Raw genomic sequence first — 17,057 nt, forward strand, 5'->3', positions numbered from 1 at the left:
GACGGGCGGCAGCTTAGCGCAGTCGCCGGGGTGAGCTTCAACGCGCAGGGGACGAGGTGGAGGGCATGCCGCGGGAGGAGGCCTCAGATCAACCATCACGTGATGCATCGGGCGCTCAAGAAGGTTCGATGCGGACCGGTCCAGGAGCTCGTTCCATTCAGCGCACTGCCTGGAACCGATGGCGTCGCGTGTCGTCTTCCAGCAGATTGCGCGATGACTGCCGAATCCTGGGGATGACGAATGAAAACGGCGGCCAACAGGCCGCCGTCCATATCGTCGCCGTACGCCACGGTGGCGCCGCACCTCAGGGCTGCGTCACCGGCGCCCCCAGCAACCTCAACACCTCCCGCACCGCCTGCGCCCGGTCCTTCGGATCGGTCAGCGCCTTGTCGATGCGGAGCTTCTCGTTGCCCACCAACTTGATGTTGCGGTTCTTCTGCACCAGCTCGATCACCCGCAGCGCGTCGATCGGCGGGTTGGGGCGGAAGTTGATGTTGATGACCGTCGGCGCGGCGTCGATCTTCACCACGCCGTAGGGCTTGGCCAGGACCCGCAAGCGGTGCGTGTCGAACAGCGTCTGGCCCTGCGCGGGCAGCTTGCCGAAACGGTCGGTGATCTCCTCCAGCATCGCGTCGATCTGATCGGTCTTGTCGGCCGTGGCCAGCCGCTTGTACAGCGACAGGCGCTGGTGCACGTCGCCGCAGTACGCGTCGGGCAGCAGCGCGGGCGCGTGCAGGTTGATCTCGGTCGTGGCGGACAGGGGGCTGAGCAGGTCCGGCTCGCGGCCGGCCTTGAGCGAGCGCACCGCCTCGGACAGCATCTCGTTGTAGAGCTGGAAGCCGATCTCCATCATGTTGCCGCTCTGGTGCTCGCCCAGCACCTCGCCGGCGCCGCGGATCTCCAGGTCGTGCATCGCCAGGTAGAAGCCCGAGCCCAGCTCCTCCATCGCCTGGATCGCCTCCAGCCGCTGCGCCGCCTGCTTGGTCAGGCCCTGCACGTCGGGGACCATCAGGTAGGCATAGGCCTGGTGGTGCGAGCGGCCCACGCGCCCGCGCAACTGGTGCAGCTGCGCCAGGCCGAACTTGTCGGCGCGGCTGATGACGATGGTGTTGGCGCTGGGCACGTCGATGCCGGTCTCGATGATGGTCGAGCACAGCAGGAGGTTGTGCTTGCCGCCGACGAACTCGCGCATCACCCGCTCCAGCTCGCGCTCGGGCATCTGGCCGTGCGCCACGACGATGCGGGCCTCCGGCAGCAGCTCCTCGAGCTTCATCCGGCGGTTCTCGATCGTCTCGACCTCGTTGTGCAGGAAGTAGACCTGCCCGCCGCGCTTGAGCTCGCGCAGCACCGCTTCGCGGATGGTGCCGCTGGTCTCGGCGCGCACGAAGGTCTTGATCGCCAGGCGCCGCTGCGGCGCCGTCGCGATCACGCTCAGGTCGCGCAGACCCTCCAGCGCCATGCCCAGCGTGCGCGGGATGGGCGTGGCGGTCAGCGTCAGCACGTCGACCTCGGCGCGCATCGCCTTCATCGCCTCCTTGTGGCGGACGCCGAAGCGGTGCTCCTCGTCGATCACCAGCAGGCCCAGGCGCTTGAACTTGACGTCGCCGGACAGCAGCTTGTGCGTGCCGATGACGATGTCGATCGAGCCGTCGGCCAGGCCCTCCATCGCCGCCTTGATCTCCTTGGCGGACCGGAAGCGGCTCATCTCCGCCACCTTCACCGGCCAGCGGCCGAAACGATCGGCGATGTTCTGGAAGTGCTGCTCGGCCAGCAGCGTCGTGGGCGCCAGCACCGCGACCTGCTTGCCGCCCATCACGGCCACGAAGGCCGCGCGCAACGCGACCTCGGTCTTGCCGAAGCCGACGTCGCCGCACACCAGGCGGTCCATCGGCTTGGGGCTGATCATGTCCTGGATCACCGCGTGGATGGCGGCGCGCTGGTCGGGCGTCTCCTCGAAGCCGAAACTGGCCGCGAAGGCCTCGTAGTCGTGCGGCGAGTAGCGGAACGCGTGGCCCTCCCGCGCGGCGCGGCGGGCGTAGAGGTTGAGCAGCTCCGCGGCGGTGTCGCGCACCTGCTCCGCGGCCTTGCGCCTGGCCTTGTCCCACTGGCCGGAGCCCAGCCGGTGCAGCGGCGCCTCCTCGGCGCTGACGCCGGTGTAGCGGCTGATCAGGTGCAGTTGCGCCACCGGCACGTACAGCGTCGCCTTGTCGGCGTATTCGAGGTGCAGGAACTCGCTGGCGCCGTCGCCCAGGTCGATGTTGACCAGGCCCAGGTAACGGCCGATGCCGTGGTTGGTGTGCACGACCGGGTCACCGACCTTGAGCTCGGACAGGTCCTTGATCAGCGCGTTGACGTCGCTGACCTGCTCCTGCTTGCGGCGCCGGCGCGTCGTGGGCGTGGTGGCGAAGAGCTCGGTCTCGGTGAACAGCTGGATCTGGCGCCCGTCGTCCGGCTCGTTCCAGAAGAATCCGGCCGCCAGCGGCGCCGCCGTGATCGCGAAACGTTCGTCCTTGTCGGCCTCGAATTCCGCCAGGTCCTTGACCGACGGCGGATCGATCTTGTTGTCCCGCAGCAGTTCGAGCAGGCTCTCGCGGCGGCCCTCGCTCTCGGCCAGCAGCAGCACGCGGTAGGCCGTGCTCTTCAGGTGGGCGGCCAGGCGCGCCAGCGGCTCCTGGGCGCCGCGCTCGACGCTGACGTCGGGCAGCGGCCGGGCGTAGTCGACTGCCTCGGCACCGCGCACCGACAGCACCGCATGCCGATGCGTGGCGGTGAAGAAGTCCTCGGGCCGCAGGAAGATTTCCTCGGGCGGCAGGATGGGCCGGTCGGGGTCGTGCTGCAGGAAACGGTGGCGCTCGCGGGTGTCGGTCCAGAAGCGCTGCAGCGCGTCGTCGACCTCCCCGTGCAACACCAGGCCGGCTTGCGCGGGCAGGTAGTCGAACAGGCTCGCGACCTGGTCGAAGAACAGCGGCAGGTAGTACTCGATGCCGGCGGTGGCCAGGCCCGTGTCGATGTCCTTGTAGATGCGCGACTTGGTCGGGTCGCCGTCCATCTTCTCGCGCCAGCGCGCCCGGAAGGCCTTGCGCGAGGACTCGTCCATCGGGAACTCGCGGCCGGGCAGCAGGCGCACGTCGGGCACCGGGTACAGGCTGCGCTGCGAGTCCGGGTCGAAGACGCGGATCGAGTCCACTTCATCGCCGAACAGGTCGACGCGGTAAGGCACCGGCGACCCCATCGGGAACAGGTCGATCAGGCCGCCGCGCACCGCGTATTCGCCGGGCGACACCACCTGGCTGACGTGCTGGTAGCCGCCCAGCGTCAGCTGCTGCTTCAAGCCGGACTCGTCGAGCCGCTGCTTCTGGCGGAAGTTGAAGGTCGTCGCGGCCAGGAACGACGGCGGTGCCAGCCGCGCCAGCGCGGTGGTGGCCGGCAGCACCACGACGTCGAGGTCGCGATCGGCGGTCGCCTTGCCATTGGCCTGCAGCAGCCGCCACAGCGTGGCCAGCCGTTCGGAGATCAGGTCCTGGTGCGGGCTGAAGCTGTCATACGGCAGCGTCTCCCAATCGGGGAAGACGGCCACGCGCAGTTCCGGCGCGAAGAACTTGAGCTCGTCCTCCAGCCGCTGGGTGTCGCCGGGCTCGGCGGTGACGATCAGCGTCAGCCGGCCGGCGGCCACCTGCTGCCGCGCGAAGCGCGAGAGCAGCAGCGCGTCGGCGGAGCCGGTGGGGCGGGGCAGGGTGAAGCGTTTGCCGGGGGAGAGTGGGGACAGCTGCATGGCGCACAAATGAGGACAGCCCCGGGTGGGGGCCGAGGGGAATTGTAGGGAGCGCGGCGCGCGTCGGCCGGCCGTCATGGCAGTCGTCGTACCCGGCCCGGGGTTCCTGGTGGATTCCAGGGTCGAGCGCGCGCGGCACGACCACTGTCGCCGCCTGGCGTGACGGATCGCGGTCATAGGCGGCGGGCGGCCTGCTTCGAAGAATGACGGCTTCCTTGGAGGTCGTTTTTCTATGCACAGTTCCTTCTTCTCCGGCCACGGCGCGCGGCGATCCGCCATCGCCGGCGCCGTCCTGATCTGCTGCCATCTGGCGGCACCCTCGGCAATGGCCGAAGCCGTGATCCCCTTGTCTCCAACGGCGTTGCCCGAGGGGCGGGTCGTGACCCGCGGCCGCTTCGGACCGACCTCGTCCGCGGACGGTGTCATGCGTATCCGGCAACTGGATGGCCACGGCGTGCTCGATTGGAACGCGTTCGACATCGGACGAGCCGCGAAGGTGACGTTCGAACAGCCGGGCCGCGAGTCGGTGGTCGTCAATCGCGTGGTCGGCGCCGAAGCGAGCCGTATCGAAGGCACGTTGTCGTCGAACGGTCAGGTGTTCCTCCTGAACGAATGGGGCATCCTCGTCGGGCCCGAGGCCAAGATCGATGTCGGCGGGCTCGTGCTTTCGACGGTGAAAGCCGCGGAGGAAGGCCTGATGCGCGGCGATGTCGTCATCGGTGGGCTGACCCCCACGGGCGGCGCCGAGCAGGTCCGGCAGTACGGCCGCATCCGCATCCACGACCGCGGTGTCGCGGTGCTCGCGGGTGGGCAGGTGACGATCGGAGCGGGCATCCAGGTGCCGGGCGGTCGAGTGATCGTGCGGGGGCAAGGTGTCGAGATCGCAGATTCCGCGGTCCTGATCGATGTCTCCGGCGAAGGCGCGATGTCCGCCGGGGAAATCGACATGAAGTCCGCGAAGACGTTGTCGATCATCGGTCAACTGAGGGCCGGCGCGGAGAAGGCGAGTGGCGGCGCGATTCGGCTGGCCGGCGACGACGTGGTGCTTGCGGGCAGCCTGACCACGAGAAGCCTGGCGCGTGACGGCGGCAACGTTGTTGTCACCGCGAACCGCGGCGTGGAGCAAACGTCAGCGATCCTGGCGGGCGGAGGGCGTGATGGCGGCTCGGTGCGAATCGATGCCGGACGCGGCGCGCTCACGATTCGGGAGGCGCCGTTGGTGGTCAACGGCCTGGAGGGGGCCGGGGGCAGCGTCGATTTGCGCGCCACGTCGTTCTCCATGCAGGGAGGCGAGATGCTCGCCACCGGCGCGACTCGGGGCGGGCGGGTGACGGTGGAGGCGAGCGGTGCGCCGGAGTCAGCGGTGCTCGGGATCGCCGGTCGCGTCGATCTGAATGCCAGCGCCACGCAGTCGGGCGACGGCGGAAGCGTGACGCTGAAGTCCGCAGGCGCCATCGCAGCCGCGCCGCGCGTCAACCTCCGCGTCAACGGAGCCGGGCCCCAGGGGCGTCAGGGCACGCTTGAACTGCGGGCCGGCAGGGGCAGCCCGATGGGGGCCTACCTTGACCTCGGCAAGGAGGCCGGGCGCGGCGGACAACTGAATCTGGGCGCACCCGCCTGGCTGCTGTCGGAGGTGAAGCCAGATGGCCGCTCCGGGGACGGTGCCTCGCGAAGCGACGCGGCCGGTGTCAGCGCGCCCGTCGGATTGATGGTGAGCGAGCTCTCCACTTGGCTGGACCGCGGACTGTCGGTCGAACTCGCGGCCACCGACCGGATCGAGCTGGCCCATCCGCTCGCGACCCAGGCCGTCGACTCCGGCCGCCTGACGCTGCGTGCCGCGGACATCGCGTTGAATGCCGACATTCGACGCGCGACGGGGGGCCTCGCGGCCACGCTGATCTCGCGAGCCACGCCGGGATCAATCGCGATGGCTGACGACACGCGTGTCGAGATGCCACGGTCCACCGTCACCTTCGAGGTGCCGGGGCCGGCCAGCCGCACGGATGCCACCAGCACACGGCACGGCCTGAGACTGGCCAGGGTGTCGGCGCAGGCGTTGAAGATCGAGTCACGAAGCGCCGGCCTGAGCTGGGCCGTGGCGGACAAGACCTACGACGGCACCACGCGAGCCGACGTCGAGCACGCCACTCTGCACGGCGTGAGCTTCACGCCGGACAGCAATCTGCGCGTACATGTCGATGCGACTTTCGCCGACCGGCGCGCCGCTAGGGACGTGGTGGCTACGGCCACCGTCTCGCTCACGGGCCACAACGGCGACCAGCGCACGGAGGTGCGTCTGCACGAGATCGAGATGGATCTGAGCGACACCGTGACGCGGTCGAATCGCGAGTGGGAGACGGTGGCGACCATTCGGCCCAGACTGTTGCCCGTCACCGCCGTGTCGACGCCCAAACCCTACGACGGCACACGAACGGCGCTGGTGGAGCTCGCCGTCGAGCCGCTGCCGCAGGACGAGGTCCTGGTGGCTCACGAGCGGGCCGAGTTCGACGACCCCAGGCCGGGCGTTGGCAAGACGATCACCGTCAGCGGGCTCACCCTGGGCGGAAGGGATGGCGGGAACTACAGGGTCGAGCCGTCGACCTTGACGCTTCGCGATGGTCGAATCGACGGCGTGGTGCCATCCGAACCCGTCCCACCGACGGCGATCACGCCACCGATCGCACCACCGATCACGCCACCGATCACACCACCGGTCACACCACCGGTCACACCACCGATCGCACCACCGGTCACACCACCGATCGCACCGCCGATCACGCTTCCGATCACGCCGCTAGTCACGCCACCGATCGCACCGCCGATCGCGCCGCCCGTGCCGGAGCGATCGTCGATCACGGATCGATCGAACTGGGCCTGCCCGCGGTCGTTCGACGTCGAGATGCGCGAGATCACGACCTGCGATGGACGGGCGGGCCGGACGGAGCCCTTGCTCCTGGGGCCGGATCTGCGCCTCGATGACGGCATCCGGCTTCCCGATGCGCGCCGTCCGATCTGATCGGACCTCCGCCGAAATCACCCACGCGGCGAGAGCCGCCGCCTGTCTGAGAAACCTCTGCCCGACGGCATGGAGCGCTCCTCCATGCTCGCGATAGCCATGAAGACCATGAAGACGTTCATTCCTTGTTCTTTCAACGCCCAGGCCACCGGCGGCGACGGGGCCCGACCGCGATCGAATCGCCGGTGCACGCCCCTCGGCGTGCTGGGGGGGCTCGCGCTCCTGCTCCCCAACTTGCCGGTCCTGGCCGCCGACCCCAGTCCGTCGATCGTCGCGTTGTCCTCCACCGCCGCAGGTAGCCCGCACGCGTCGACAGGCGGAACTCAGGTCGGTCCATCGATGCCGCATCGCCTTCGCATCGATGGCGTGACGGTGCTGGATGGCGCGGCGCTCGCGATCGAGCTGCAACCGATGTTGACGCACCTGGCGCCGCCCGATCGACTCGAGGCGCTGGCACGACGTGTGGAAGCTCAGGTGCGGGCGGCGGGGCGCCCATTTGCTCGGGCCTACGTGCCCTCGCAGGATCCGGCGCGAGGCGAATGGCGGATCGCCGTGGTCGAGGGACGTTACGGGCGCGTCGAACTGAACGGCGATGCGACCGGCGACGCCAGGCCGTGGTTCGCCGATCTGAGCTCGGGACTTCCCATCGGCACGGAGTTCGAGCGGCAGGTGCTCATCGCTTCGCAGTTGCCCGGCATATCGGTACGGGCCGCCCTCGGGCCGGGCGCGGCGGTGGGCGAGGGCGACGTGGTCCTGACATTGAACCGGGCGCGGCGCTGGGAGGCGGAGATCGATCTCGACAACCACGGCAATCGTCATTCGGGACGCCATCGTCTGACGGCCTCGGGGCATGTCAACGGGGTGCTGCGCTTCGGGGATCGTCTGTCCGTGGTCGCCGGTGGGAACGACGGGCGCGGGTGGCAGGGATCGGTCGGATACGGCCTGCCGATCAGCACGCGCGGGTCGCGGCTGTCCCTGTCCGGTGGCCATCATCACTACGAACTCGGCGGGGAGTTCAAGCCGCTGCGAGCAGAGGGTCAGGTCGATATCGGTGGACTCGCGGTCACGGTGCCGCTGGTGCTGACCGAATCGTCGCGCGTGAGCTGGCACATCGGCGCGGCCATGCGGCGAATGGTCAATCGGCAACGCGCCGTCGCCTTGGAGGACCCTCGGCGGTCGACGTCGGTGACAGCCGGCCTGCGGGGGGTGACATCCCTGTCTTCAGGCAGCGTCGCCTGGGGCGGCGTGGCGATGGAAGCAGGCAAGGTGCGGCTGCGCGATCCCGCCTGGGCCGCCATCGATGCAGCGGGTCCCCGCGTGGCGGGCGAGTTCCTGGTCATCTCCGCCGACGCCGCGCTGCTGAAGCAGTGGTCCGCATGGGGACTGCTGCTGAGAGCCAGCGGACAGATCGCGGACAAGAACCTCGACCCGTCGAGCAAGTTCGTTCTCGGGGGCCCGGCCAGCGTGCGCGCGTGGTCGCTCGGGGAGGTCTCGGGCGATCACGGCGTGCTTGCACAGACGGAGCTGCGTTATCGCTGGAATGCCCTGGAGCCGTTCGCCTTCATCGATGCGGGGCGCGTCAAGTTTCACCACACACCGTGGGCGGCGCCCAAGGCCAGGGTGAAGGACCGCGACGGGCGGACGCTGGCCGGAACGGGCCTGGGACTGCGCTGGCGGCACGGGCGCTGGAGCGCCGAGGGAACGGCCGCCTGGCGGCTGGCGTCCGTGTCGCAGCGTCGGTCGGCATCTGACTCCCGCGCCAAGGTGCCGCAGGTATGGGTCAGCGTGAGCTACGCCCTTTGACATCGAGCAGCAGGAGACAGCGAATGAACGTTGGAATGAGCAAACGGACGCGGACTCGATTGAGCAGCATCGCCGGGGCGATGCTGCTGGCGGGGTTGATCTCCATGGCCGGACCGGCGCGAGCCAGCCTGCCGACCGGCTACAAGGCGCGATATGGCGCGGAGGCGGTCGCCATCACCACCGATGGCAACGTGATGACGATCAAGCAGACATCGCCGGTGGTCAAGCTGGATTGGGATAGCTTCGATATCGGGACGGGTCACACGGTCGACATCTTTCAGCCGGATGCGACGTCGCTCCTCGTGAATCGGGTCGTGGGCGGAGCTGGAAGCCAGATCGACGGATCGCTGATTGCCGATGGGCGGGTGTATCTGATCAATCCCCATGGAGTGCAACTCGGCAAGAGCGCGATGGTCGAAGCCGCGGGCCTGATGGTCGCCGGCATGTGGGTCGATGAGGGGCAGATGGTGGGGGCGGGGCCCATCACCGATCTGCGCATCTCCGACCGAGGCGAGGTCGTCAATCGAGGAGCCATCGCCGTGTCCCATGGTGGTATCGCGACACTTGCCAGTGGTCGTGCCCTAGCGCAAGAAGGATGGATGGAGGCACGGCGCGGATCGATCAACCTGGTGCTCAGTCCGACGCTCGTCCTGGGAGCGATCGGCGATATCGCTGGCACGACCAACCAGCCGGCGTCCGCCGAGCGCGGCATGCGTCATGGGGGACAGACCCTAGCCTCCGGTGGGCAGATCGATATCCGCGATGGGGTTGGACCGATCAATCTGGGCGGCATGCTGCAGGCCGCTGATGGCGGGCGAGTGTCGATCTATGCACGGCATGGTCTGTCCGAGGGATCACACATCGAGCCGGAGGTCGACCACCTCCAGCTGACGATCCCGGGGCTGCGCGTCGATCAGGTCTCGAAAGGGCGGTCGATCGCCGCGGCGCAGGTGCTCGGTTGGCTCGAGGAGGGAACGGACGTCGTCCTGGGCGCGGAGGCCTACGGCAGCCTGACCGTCGATGCGCCCCTCCATTCCGACAAGCATGAGAACGGCCGGTTGCGTCTGGTCGGTCCGAGCGTCGACATCAGGAAAGACATCCGTCTGACGGGCGACATCCGAATCGAAGCGAACGGCCTCGGCGGGCGCATCGTCATGCAACCAGAAACGGCCGTGACAAGTCGAACCGGCCTGGTGAGTTTCAAAGCCCCGCCACCGGCGTCGTTTGCCGGGCCTGCCCCATTGGTGCTGGGCACCGTCGAGGCAGAGCGACTGTCGGTGGAGTCGCCGGTGTCCGTGACGTTTCAGGCTGGGAGCAAGGTCTATGACGGGACTCTCGACGTGCCCCGCGTGTCCAACGAAGAGCTGCGCGGGATCGATTTGACAGGTGGCAACCTGAGATTCGCGCCGTCATTCGTCCTCGACAGTCCGAACGTGGGCGACCGCACCGTGTCCGCGCACGTCGACATCGTCGGGTTTCATGGCGATCGGAAGACGTCTTTGAAGGTCGTCGAGGCGGACGATTCGCTCGGACGCAAGGTTCGTATCGAGCCGCGGCCGTTGGGGGTCGACATGCGCCCCGTTCGGAAGGTGTTCGACGGCAACAATGAGGCGAAGGTCGAGCTGTTTCCTGCCGACGCGCTCGCGGGAAGCGACTTGAGCGTGTCGTATCGGTCCGCCACCTTTGACAGCGCCGAACCAGGATCGCAGCGCATCCGCGTATCCGGATTGGCGCTCTCCGGGCGCGATGCGAAAAACTATCGCTTGAAGGAAACCTCCATCACCGGCCCCGGCGTCATCGACCCCAAACCCATCGAGCCGGTGACGCCTACCGTCGAGCCGATCGGGCCCACGGTACCGGAGAAGCCGGTCGATCCGCTCAAGCCCGCCTCGCCGGTGCTGCCCAGCGGCCATGTGGTGCGGCACGGCGATGTGCGCGTCGATGCCGTCGGCACGGTGATGACGATCAGGCAGACGTCGCCGGCAGCCAAGCTGGACTGGGATCACTTCGACATCGGGAAGGATCACGCGGTGCGGATCGAGCAGCCGGATGCGACCGCGTTCATCGTGAATCGAGTCACCGGCATGGGCGGCAGTCATCTGGACGGGGCATTGACGGCCGATGGTCGGGTGTATGTGATCAACCCCCATGGCATCAGCGTGGGCAAGACTGCCAACGTCGACGCGGGGGGCTTCTTGGCGTCGACGGTCGGCCTGGCGGACGACATGATGAACGGGGCGTCCGCGCCGCGGGGTCTGACCGGCGGTGATGGCGGCCTGGAGCAACGGGGCACGATCTCGGTCAGGAGGGGGGGCGTCCTCACGCTGCTGGCATCCGGATCGCTCTCGCAATCGGGACGGATCGAGGCGCCATCAGGCACGGTGCACCTGATCAGCGCCCAGGCGGCCACGCTCGACGATACCGGCAAGGTGGCCAGCATCGAGGGGGCGTTGGGGGGGCTCGACCACGCCGGGACGACGTCGGCGCATGACGGCGAGGTGCTGATTGCGGCGAATGATTCGCTTGTGCTCGACGGCGCGGTCAGCGCGGCAGGCAAGGGGCGCGTCACGTTGAGATCCGACAGTCCTGAAGTCGACTTGCGAGGTGAACTGACGCCAGGGCACCAGCTGTCGTTTGTCGATTCGATCTATCAGATTTTTGACATCGACGGGCCTGGAACTCTGGCGTCCAGCCGAATCGAACGATGGCTGAATGACGGTGTGGACGTGGAGATCGGCAGGACCGCCAGGAACGAGTTCATCTACCTGGAGAGCAGCATCACCGCCGAGAAGAACTCCCGCGGCCGTTTGACTCTGGATGCCCTCGTTTCCATTGCCGCTCCCCTCGATGTCGGCGCCGGCGATCTGGTGATCAAAGGCTCGGGCATGTCCCAGTCCGATGCGGCCCCCATCCATAGCCGCGGGGGCTCCGTGACCATCGAGAGCATCGGGGCCATCAAGCTGGGAGATGTGCAGGCTCGGACGCTCTCGATCACAAGGCCGTTGCAGGTGGACTTCCGCGCGAGCAGCAAGCCGTACGACGGCACGACCGCGGCCCAGGTCGACCGCGTGGTGTTCTCGGGCATCGATCTGGCGGAGAACGGCAATCTGAGATTCCTTCCGACCTATCGATTCGACAGCCCCGAGATCGGGCTGCGCCAGGTCGGCGCCCGGGTGGATCTCGTTGGATTCAACGGCGAGGCGAGGTCGCCGTTGAGCGTGCTTCATGGCGAGGCCGGCAGCAGGACTGCGCGCATCGAGGCCGTGGCAGAACCCACCCGACCTCCGCCGCCATGGGAGCCGACGCGCCCGCCAACACCACCGCTGCCCGAGCCAGCGGAGCCCGAGCCAGCGAAGCCCGAGCCAGCGAAGCCCGAGCCGGTGACGCCCGAGCCGGTGACGCCCGAGCCGGCGAAACCCGCCCCGATCATTCCGACGCCTCGACCGAATCCTCCGCAGGCACCGCTCCCGGCGCGTCAGGCCATCGCCTGCGCCGGCGCGCGCGATGCCCAGGATTGCGACAGATCGCTCGCGCCCACGCCGGCGGCTGCCGCATCCGCGCCTCGCGTGCGCGGCATCCGGCTGCCGCCGGAGGCGATTCGCCCGTAGCGCCGACGCTTATCCCGCCGGCGTGATCCGTATCGCCCGGCGCGTCGCCGCCGACGCCTCGCGCGGCAGGTCCAGGCTGCGCGCGCGCAACTGCCCGCAGCCGCCTTCCACGTCCTGCCCAGCCGAGTCCCGGAGCTTGGTCAGCACGCCGCGCTCGTGCAACCGGCGCGCGATGTCGCGCGCCTTGTCCCAGTCCGGGCGAACGAACGGCAGCGTCGGCACGCTGTTGTACGGAATCATGTTCAGCACGCCGTACTTGCCCTTGAGCAGCTCGACGATGCCGTCGAGCTCGTCCTCGCCGTCGTTGACGCCGTCCAGCAGCGTCCATTGGTACTGGATCGGATAACCGGTCTCGCGGGCATAACGCTCGCCGGCCTCGACGAGTTCCCGCGGCGTCAGGCGCGGCGCGCGGGGCAGCAGCTCGCGGCGCAGGGCCGGCTTGGTGGTGTGCAGCGACAGGGCCAGCGCGGGTTTGACCGGTCCGTCGCTCAGGCGCTCGAACGCGCGCGGATCGCCGACCGTCGAGAACACCAGGTTCTTGTGGCCGATGTTGCCGGCCGTGCCCAGCAGCTGGATCGCCTCCAGCACCGCGTCCAGGTTGTGGGACGGCTCGCCCATGCCCATGAACACGACCTTCTTGACGGCCCGCTGCCGCCGCGCCAACGCCACCTGCGCGACGATCTCGGCGCTGGTGACCTGCCGCAGCAGCCCGTCGCGTCCGGTCATGCAGAACTGGCAGCCCACCGCGCAACCGACCTGGCTGGAGACGCACAGCCCGTCGCGTGGCAGCAGCACGCTCTCGACCGTCTGCCCGTCCCGCAGGCCGACCAGCAGGCGCGCCGAGCCGTCCTCGCCGGGATGCGATTCCAGCAGGCGCGTCAGGCCGTGCAGTTCGTCCATCAACGCCGGCAGCGCGTCGCGCACCGCCTGGGGCAGGAAGTGCTCCAGCTTGCGTCGGCCCTCCGTCAGGGGCCGATCCTGCACCCAATGGCGCAGCACGCGCTGCACGTGCGCGTCGTTGGCGCCCAGGGCGGTCAGGCGGCGTTCGATGTCGGCGATGGCGATCACGGTGGGCAGGGGCGGCAGGACGGAGGGAAGGCCGCGGGGCGGCGCTCGCGGACGACGCCCCCGGCATTCCCGGCGAGGAGCCCGGAAACGCCGCGGGACGGCGGGAGGGACCCTGAAGGGTCGCATCGAAGGGATGGATTTTCGCCCATCGGCCCGGACGGGGCGTGCTCCCTACAATCGCGCCCCATGACTTCCTTTCCGATCGGTCTCGTGCCACGCTGCTTCGCGCTGGTGCCGGCCGCGGGCGTGGGCAGCCGTTCCGGCGCCGACCGCCCCAAGCAGTACGTGCCGCTGGCCGGCCAGGCCATGATCGCGCACACCTTGGCCGCGCTGGCCGCCGTGCCCCGCATCGACGCCACGCTGGTCGTGCTCTCTCCGGAGGACGACCAGTTCGAGGCCGCCGTGCCCGGCTTCGCGGGCGAGCGCGGCTGGATCGCCCGCGACGGCGGCGCGACGCGCGCCGACTCGGTCGCCGCCGGCCTGCGCGCGCTGCGCGCGCGCGGCGCCCAGCCGCACGACTGGGTCCTCGTCCATGACGCGGCCCGCTGCCTGCTCCGGCCCGAATGGGTCGACGCGCTGATCGACGCCTGCGACGACGACGAGGTCGGCGGGCTGCTCGCGCTGCCGGTGGCGGACACGCTCAAGCAGGCCGTGGTCGGGGCCGATGAGTCCCCGGCCGGCACCCGCGTCGCCGCCACCGTCGACCGCCGCGGCAAATGGGCCGCGCAGACGCCGCAGATGTTCCGCCTGGGCCTGCTGATGCCGGCGCTGGCCGGGCCGCTGGACGGCATCACCGACGAGGCCAGCGCCGTCGAGGCGCTGGGCCATGCGCCCCGGCTGGTGGAAGCCTCGATCGAGAATTTCAAGGTCACCTATCCCGCCGACTTCGCGTTGGCAGAACGCTTGTTGAGGAGCCGCTCATGACCGTCGAATCCGACGCCGATATCCAGGGCCTGAAGGCCGTCGGCGAGGCCGTCGCCACCGTGCTGCGCCGCATGCTCGACGCGATCCGCCCGGGCATGACCACCCGCGAGCTCGACGAGATGGGCGAGCGCTGGCTCACCGAGTTCGGCGCCAAGTCCGCGCCGCGGGTCATGTACAACTTCCCCGGCGCGACCTGCATCAGCATCAACGAGCAGGCCGCCCACGGCATCCCCGGCGACCGCGTCATCCAGAAGGGCGATGTCGTCAACGTGGACGTCTCGGCCGAGCTGAACGGCTATTTCGGCGACACCGGCGGCACGCGCATCGTCCCGCCCACGACGCCGACGAAGACGCAGCTGGTCTTCGCCGCGCAGTACGCGCTGGATCAGGCGATGAAGGAAGTGAAACCCGGCGCGAAGCTCAACCGCATCGGCCACGCCATCGAGCGCGTCGCCAAGGGCCACAAGTTCAAGATCATCGAGAACCTCTGCAGCCACGGCGTCGGCCGCTCGTTGCACGAAGAGCCCAAGAGCATCCCGGGCTATTTCGATCCCAACGACACCCGCGTGCTGACCGAGGGCATGGTCATCACCATCGAGCCCTTCCTGTCGACCAAGAGCCGCTGGGTCGACGAGGAGGCCGACGGCTGGACCCTCTCCGGCATGAAGGGCAATCTCTCCGCGCAGTTCGAGCACACGATGATCGTGACCCGCAACGGGCCGCTGGTCGTCACCCACGCGCTGCCCAATTGAGGTCACCGGGCGGGCGCCGAGCGGTCGCGAACCTTGAACATTCGAATCAACGCCCGACGGGGCGACCGAATGAACGCCTGAGCGCGCGGCTGAACGAATGCCTGACCAAACGCCTGACCAAACGCCTGATCAAACGCTTCACCACGCACACCCCGACGACATGGCTCTGAACATCCGCATCGGCGAGGGCTGGGACACCCACCAGCTCGTCACCGGCCGCCCGCTGATCCTGGGCGGCATCACCATCCCGCACACGCATGGCCTGCTGGGGCACTCGGACGCGGACGCGCTGGCGCATGCGTTGACCGACGCGCTGCTCGGCGCGGCCGCGCTGGGCGATATCGGCAAGCTGTTCCCCGACACCGCGGCCGAGTTCAAGGGCGCCGATTCGATGGTGCTGCTGGCCGAGGCCTATCGCCGAGTGCGCGAGCTGGGCTGGATCATCGGCAACCTGGACAGCACCATCGTCGCGCAGGCGCCGAAGATGGCGCCGTACATCCCGGCGATGCGTCAGCGTCTGGCCGAGGTGCTGGGCATCGATGCCGCGCAGATCAACGTGAAGGCCAAGACGGCCGAGCAGATGGGGCCGGTCGGCGAGGGCCGCGCCATCGAGACGCGCGCGGTCTGCCTGCTGGTGCGGGAGCAGCACTTCGGCGGTTGAGCGGGGCGTCGGGCCCGCGGTGCCCACGGGCGCGTCTTCTCGCGCCTGCGGTCGCACGCGTCGTCGTGCAATGGGGCGCCGGGACGACGTTCGCGCCCGGGCGCCCGCTCAGACGCTGGCGCGCTTGAGCCGCAACTGCGCGACGAACCCGCCGTCCACCGCATTGGCCAGGCGCAGTTGCGCGCCCAGGCGCTGCACCGATTTCTCGACGATCGCCAGCCCCAGCCCCGCGCCGGTGGCGGCGGTGCGGGCGCTGTCGCCGCGGTAGAACGGCGTGGTCAGCTTGGGCAGCTTGTCCGGCGGCACGCCCGGACCGTGGTCCCGCACCGTCAGCAGCACCCAGGCGCTGTCGGCCTCGGCGATGACCTCGACACGGGCCGGCTCGTCGCCGTGATGGCCGTAGCGGCGGGCGTTCTCGAACAGGTTCAGCAGGATGCGGCCCAGCTCGGTGGGGTCGGTCCAGATGCGCAGCGCCGCCGACAGCCGCACGCTGATCTGGATCTGCTGCGGATCGCGGAAGCCTTGCGCCTCGCGCTCGACCAGCTCGCGCAGGTTGAGCGCCTGCAGCTGCAGCTCGCTCGGGCGGGCGTAGTCCATGAACTTGTTGATGATGGCGTCGAGCTGGTCGATGTCCTGCGCGATGTAGATGCGCGCCTGCTCGTCGTTGACGCTCATCTCCGCTTCCAGCCGCAGGCGCGCCAGCGGCGTGCGCAGGTCGTGGGAGATGCCCGCCAGCATCACGCTGCGGTCTTCTTCCATCTTGGCCAGCTCGCGCGCCATGCGGTTGAAGCCCATGTTGACCTCGCGGATCTCGCTGGTCAGGGTGCTTTCGTCGAGGCGCGAGTCGTACTCGCCCTCGCGGATGCGGCTGGCGGCGATCGACAGCTCGCGCAGCGGCTGGTTGATCAGTCGCGCGATCGCCGCCGCGCCCAGCAGCGACGCGCCCAGCGCGATCGCGATCCACCACCAGTTGCTGGAGATGTTGGCCTGCAGCGGCGCCGCGTTGGTCTGCAGCCAGAACTGGTCGGGCCCGACGTCGAAGCGCACCCACAGCCCCGACACGCCGTTCAGCCCGCTGGCGAGCACGGTCTGCGGCCCGAGCTTGGACACCAGCTCCTTGCGCAGGCGCTGCGCGAAGGGGTTGTTCTCGTAGGGCAGCCAGCGGTCGGTGGCCTCGGCCACTTCGACCTGCACGGCCTCGCTGCGCGCCAGCGACTTCACCACCGCGACGCGGTTGATCGCATCGGTGCTGGAGAGCGCGACACGCGACAGGTTCACCAGGCCGGCCAGTTGCTGGGCGGCCTCGAGCGCCTTGGGCTCGGCCTCCAGGGCCTTGAAGGTCTGCTGCCATGCCAGCACGCCCGCCGCCAGCAGGAGGGCCAGCAGCGCGAAGGTGCGCCAGAACAGGTTCAGCGCCAGACGGGGTGGGGTCACGGGAATAGGCGGCTTTCAG

Annotated in this window: 9 protein-coding genes; 6 read left to right on the forward strand and 3 right to left on the reverse strand. The window is 69.1% G+C overall.

The window, feature by feature from the left end:
- Positions 1–304 precede the first annotated feature (304 nt).
- Positions 305–3,772 carry a transcription-repair coupling factor gene (mfd, locus tag CDN99_RS10135; RefSeq protein WP_088384849.1) on the reverse strand — a complete coding sequence of 1,156 codons (3,468 nt, stop codon included), beginning with the start codon at positions 3,770–3,772 and terminating at the stop codon, positions 305–307.
- Positions 3,773–4,004: 232 nt separating this feature from the next.
- On the opposite strand from mfd, the gene CDN99_RS10140 reads away from it, so the two are divergent.
- The 3 genes from CDN99_RS10140 to CDN99_RS10150 all read left to right on the forward strand — a co-directional run bounded on the left by CDN99_RS10140 (position 4,005) and on the right by CDN99_RS10150 (position 12,199).
- Entirely contained in the window at positions 4,005–6,788 is a 2,784-nt protein-coding gene (locus CDN99_RS10140) for a two-partner secretion domain-containing protein (RefSeq protein ID WP_088384724.1), read from the forward strand.
- Positions 6,789–6,872: 84 nt separating this feature from the next.
- Positions 6,873–8,591 carry a ShlB/FhaC/HecB family hemolysin secretion/activation protein gene (locus tag CDN99_RS10145; protein ID WP_158218808.1) on the forward strand — a complete coding sequence of 573 codons (1,719 nt, stop codon included), beginning with the start codon at positions 6,873–6,875 and terminating at the stop codon, positions 8,589–8,591.
- 59 nt (positions 8,592–8,650) lie between these two features.
- The gene (locus CDN99_RS10150; protein ID WP_158218809.1) at positions 8,651–12,199 is read left to right on the forward strand and encodes a two-partner secretion domain-containing protein; all 3,549 of its coding nucleotides are present in this window, start codon (positions 8,651–8,653) and stop codon (positions 12,197–12,199) included.
- Positions 12,200–12,208: 9 nt separating this feature from the next.
- Here CDN99_RS10150 and CDN99_RS10155 read toward each other — a convergent pair whose 3' ends face one another.
- Complete coding sequence (locus CDN99_RS10155; protein ID WP_088384850.1) at positions 12,209–13,264, reverse strand: RNA methyltransferase; 1,056 nt, start codon at positions 13,262–13,264, stop codon at positions 12,209–12,211.
- A gap of 189 nt (positions 13,265–13,453) precedes the next feature.
- On the opposite strand from CDN99_RS10155, the gene ispD reads away from it, so the two are divergent.
- The 3 genes from ispD to ispF all read left to right on the forward strand — a co-directional run bounded on the left by ispD (position 13,454) and on the right by ispF (position 15,604).
- The gene (gene ispD / locus CDN99_RS10160; protein WP_088384727.1) at positions 13,454–14,191 is read left to right on the forward strand and encodes a 2-C-methyl-D-erythritol 4-phosphate cytidylyltransferase; all 738 of its coding nucleotides are present in this window, start codon (positions 13,454–13,456) and stop codon (positions 14,189–14,191) included.
- The gene (map, locus tag CDN99_RS10165; protein ID WP_088384728.1) at positions 14,188–14,943 is read left to right on the forward strand and encodes a type I methionyl aminopeptidase; all 756 of its coding nucleotides are present in this window, start codon (positions 14,188–14,190) and stop codon (positions 14,941–14,943) included. The genes ispD and map overlap by 4 nt, the downstream gene beginning before the upstream one ends.
- 160 nt (positions 14,944–15,103) lie before the next feature.
- Positions 15,104–15,604, forward strand: coding sequence for a 2-C-methyl-D-erythritol 2,4-cyclodiphosphate synthase (ispF, locus tag CDN99_RS10170; RefSeq protein ID WP_088384729.1), 501 nt, complete (start codon positions 15,104–15,106; stop codon positions 15,602–15,604).
- 108 nt (positions 15,605–15,712) lie between these two features.
- Here the strand turns inward: ispF and CDN99_RS10175 are convergent, their stop codons facing one another.
- A complete protein-coding gene (locus CDN99_RS10175) occupies positions 15,713–17,038 on the reverse strand; it encodes an ATP-binding protein (protein ID WP_238139454.1) in 1,326 nt (441 codons plus the stop codon).
- Between the last annotated feature and the right edge of the window lie 19 nt (positions 17,039–17,057).

Origin of the sequence: Roseateles aquatilis (genome assembly GCF_002205645.1) — a bacterium.
Classification (GTDB): domain Bacteria; phylum Pseudomonadota; class Gammaproteobacteria; order Burkholderiales; family Burkholderiaceae_C; genus Roseateles; species Roseateles aquatilis.